Raw genomic sequence first — 3,221 nt, forward strand, 5'->3', positions numbered from 1 at the left:
GTAATCAAAGTTATTTATGAAGTTGGCATGCTAATCGCTTAATGTGAATCAACTAAATAAAAATGTACTTCAAAGAGAAGTACAAATACAAAAAATTGATTAATTAGCAGATTAAATTGACGGGTGATAAATATGTTCGCAACTAACAACGAAGTACAAATGGTGGAAAAGACTGAAACATCAAATGTTGTAAATATCCGTAGCGCACGTAAAGCACAAGAAAAAGCACAGCAAGAGTTATTAGATTATATGATGTGGACAATGAAGCACGATATGGATCCACACCGGTTGCATGATGACCCAATCGAAGTGTTTCGTGAGGAAATGAAAGCAAAAATGAAATCAGCGCAAGACGTAGCCTAAGCTGCTAGCTGTAGTTACGGAGTATAAATAGAAGCGCAGTCAACGCGACAATATAATAAACTGATTTGGCCTGAGTTGGTTTATCTATAAAAGGGAAGCATAGAGCTTCCCTTTTTTTGTGTCTTAGCTTCATAATATATCGATGACAGAAGATCTATTTGAAACTAGTGCTCACGCTTACCCCGAAGCAATTGATATTGGCTTAGATGGTGGGGCCTTAAGTTATTACCGTCACTTTTATTCTCGCAGTGAAGCTGACAGCTTATTTAAGTCTTTGCTTTGCGATATCGAATGGCAGCAAGAGTATATTCAAATGTATGGTGTCGAGCGCCCAATACCGCGGCTCAGTGCATGGTATGGTGATCCTAACATCTCTTACAGCTATTCTGGGATCGCTGCAAAGCCGAAAAACTGGACGCCCTTATTGCAAAATATAAAGATCTTGGTAGAGCAGCGTACGGGTGAAATATTCAATGGTGTCTTGGTCAACCGCTACCGTAATGGTCAAGACAGCGTATCCTGGCATAGTGATGACGAATCAAGCTTAGGCCCTGACCCGATTATCGCTTCACTTAGCTTTGGTCAAAGTCGCTACTTCCAGCTAAAACACAAAAGGAAAGAGGGAGAAAAATATCAGCTGGAGCTTGAGCACGGTTCTTTATTGCTAATGAAATCCGGCGTGCAAAAGAATTGGTTACACCAGGCGCCAAAAACTCGACGCGAGGTTGCAGAGCGAATTAATCTAACTTTCCGACGAATTATGTAAGGGGCGTGTCTTTATTTGGAAACAGCAATAGAGCCTTTTCCGACGCCTTCGTAGGCATTGACGCGATAATGGTTGGCGGGCTTCATTTCTTTACAGCGTAGGGCGACATGTTGAGCAATTAACTCAACAGTTGAGTCGCTATCAATTAAGTAGACACGTTTGGCAGGGAGCGTAACACTAAACTTACCTTGTTGTGCTCTATAGGCAAACGTTACGTGCGCTTTACCGTCAATATCAAACTCCTCGACAATATCTTCTTGCGTACCTATATAAATATTTCGGAAGCAAGCCGCCCAATAGTCTTCTAAGTCGAAATTTCGTTGGTGGTTTTCAAATATCTCAATTTTTGAACGGTGACCGTGAACGATTCTCTGGCAGTTGCCGTCATGTTTTTTGAGGCCGTGGCTATAGTGGTAATAAGCACCGTCAATGTGCTCCTCACTAAGAGAAAGTTCGACCTTACTGACATTGTCAGGAAGGGCATTAAGAATTATTGTTTCGAGATAAGCTGCAACGGTTTTAGTATTGATGGTTTTTACATCAAGTACTAGCACCGCTGATTCCGGGGATATGTGTTGATAAGACCCCATGACGTTTTTCCAATTTAGCTCACACACACCTTTATCTTGTTTTACTTCAAGGTTTTTGGCTTGTGCTGATATCACAAAGCGGTGATCGAGTTCTTCATCGATTATTTGCTTAATCTGCTTTTTTACATGACCGAAGTCAAAGACCATTCCCTGATCATCCAGCTCACCACTAAGCACTATGTCCACGATCCAGCTTTCACCGAGTATCCCGCGTTGAAAGTCATAGTAAGAGAAATCGATAACACTGAGGTTGTTAACAAACAGCTGGTTCATAAGTTTTCCTGAATGAAAGCAGGGGAGTCCCGACCTATCGTGTAATGATATCAAAGGATAGGTAGGGATTCCCCGACATTTTACAGTTTTTTTCCTTTTCTTGGTTTTTTGTAACATATTGAATACTTAACTTGTTAAATCAGGTGTTTAGATTAGCCTTAATAGACACTAGTTAACTAAAGTTCCTATTAATATCGGCTTTCATGGCAGAATTTTCCGTATCCATCAAGCTTAAGACCCAGTTGCTGCAGGCGTTAGCCCAGCAGGTTGCCGTGTCGTTTAATGACGGCATTGGAAAAGCGATTCACGCTACCTCAGCTCAGTTATATAAGAAACTAGATGATGCTGAGGATTGGCTGCGAGCGGATTTTTCTTTAGCCATTAATCTTCTAGAAGCAAATAGTGAATGGTTTGCTGCACAGGTTGCAAACAATGCTATTGGCGCTCTGAAGGAGGTTGAGCAGAGTTTATCAAATGAAGAGGTGCTCAGTGATGAACTAGAGCAAGTGAAAACTGATACACAAAAGCCGCATGGTGGCGATAAGCTTGACCTTGACTCACTTAGTCTTGTCTCCAAAGATGACTTTGAAGATTGGCTTAGTGCCAATATGGGTATCAAGTACCTAGAAGCTGAACTTGGTTACGAGCTTCATGAGGTTTGTTTAATTGTTTCGTACCTGTTTGGAGAAACAATTGGAAAGGAAGATTGTCCTCTGGCACCCCATGCAATTTTCAGCACCTTAAAAACAGCTATCGAGCAACTAGAAATCCCGGCGGCTCCCCAGATTGTCATCTATAAAGCGCTGTCTCGTAGCTTTCTTGAAGACTTAAGAGAGTCATATCTTGAGATAATCGGCACTGTCAAAAAAGTCCAAGTTAATTACAAGCCTAAGCAAACTCAAGAGCCGTTAACAAAGACAGAAAGTGAAGCAGATGCCGCACAAGAAGCCAGTTCAGCCGAAGAGACAGTAAATCACAATGTTGAAGGGCTGAGTGATGCACCAGTTATTGGAGGGGGCTCTTCAGCCGCGTCTATCCTTGAAAATCGCCACCAATATAAAGCTCAAGAAAACAGCACATTAGATACTTTGTCACGTCTGCACACCTCCTCTACTAGTGGGGGGCAATTAGGCTTAGCTTCTGCTGGGGAAGAAATCGATGCAAACTCGCAAAGTATACCTGTAGGTCAATACGCGCCTGCTCAGTTAGTTGGTGCAATTAGCCAATTA

General features: G+C 42.0%; 4 protein-coding genes. 3 read left to right on the forward strand and 1 reads right to left on the reverse strand.

From position 1 onward, the window contains the following. The first annotated feature begins 132 nt into the window (after positions 1-132). Positions 133-363 (forward strand): hypothetical protein, encoded by a 231-nt coding sequence (locus A3761_RS09170; RefSeq protein WP_068510574.1) that lies wholly within the window; start codon positions 133-135, stop codon positions 361-363. Positions 364-505: 142 nt separating this feature from the next. Continuing rightward, positions 506-1,129, forward strand: a complete 624-nt coding sequence (locus A3761_RS09175) for an alpha-ketoglutarate-dependent dioxygenase AlkB (RefSeq protein WP_068510570.1) — start codon at positions 506-508, stop codon at positions 1,127-1,129. 11 nt (positions 1,130-1,140) lie between these two features. Here the strand turns inward: A3761_RS09175 and A3761_RS09180 are convergent, their stop codons facing one another. Further along, positions 1,141-1,992: a 6-carboxytetrahydropterin synthase gene (locus tag A3761_RS09180; protein ID WP_068510568.1), complete on the reverse strand. Its 852-nt coding sequence runs from the start codon at positions 1,990-1,992 to the stop codon at positions 1,141-1,143. A 203-nt stretch (positions 1,993-2,195) separates the two neighbouring features. Here A3761_RS09180 and A3761_RS09185 point away from each other — a divergent pair. Further along, positions 2,196-3,221, forward strand: a 1,026-nt coding sequence (locus tag A3761_RS09185; protein ID WP_156491776.1) for a DUF1631 family protein, incomplete at its 3' end; no start/stop codon positions are given.

The sequence above is a fragment of the Oleiphilus sp. HI0123 genome, from assembly GCF_001635315.1.

What these genes read in the sequence shown, in the direction of transcription:
- A3761_RS09170 (WP_068510574.1), top strand. Translation starts at nt 133, where the DNA reads ATGTTCGCAACTAACAACGAAGTACAAATGGTGGAAAAGACTGAAACA.
- A3761_RS09175 (WP_068510570.1), top strand. Translation starts at nt 506, where the DNA reads ATGACAGAAGATCTATTTGAAACTAGTGCTCACGCTTACCCCGAAGCA.
- A3761_RS09180 (WP_068510568.1), bottom strand. Translation starts at nt 1,992, where the DNA reads ATGAACCAGCTGTTTGTTAACAACCTCAGTGTTATCGATTTCTCTTAC.